We start from the raw sequence: 304 nt of genomic DNA on the forward strand, positions 1-304 counted from the left end.
GTTCCTCAGGCGGTTCTACATGCGTAGCCGACCTATTTGGATCTCACCGTGCGCTTAGCCAGTCGGCAGGCCGACGCACGGCCAGTCACTGGTTCTCGATGGCCGGCGTCGTGACTCCGCCGTCATCCAGCCTCTGTCAATGTCGCTGCCGTCGGTTGCCCGACCTAGCCCAGGGGCCGGCTAGTGCAGCGTCTCACCGGGTTTAGGCGGCGAGAGCGAAACGCTCGTCGTTGGCGTTTGTGGTGTTCCAGATGGATTTACGAGGTCACTGGTCCTCGGCATGCCCCGCACTGATTCGCTACCC

The 304-nt window shown here is 62.8% G+C and carries 1 other RNA gene; it reads right to left on the reverse strand.

Annotated features, from left to right (window positions below):
* Position 1 precedes the first annotated feature (1 nt).
* Positions 2 to 299: a transfer-messenger RNA gene (ssrA, locus tag ACO0K4_RS19695) on the reverse strand.
* Positions 300 to 304: the final 5 nt, after the last annotated feature.

Source organism: Undibacterium sp. RuTC16W (assembly GCF_049339445.1).
Taxonomy (GTDB): domain Bacteria; phylum Pseudomonadota; class Gammaproteobacteria; order Burkholderiales; family Burkholderiaceae_D; genus Undibacterium.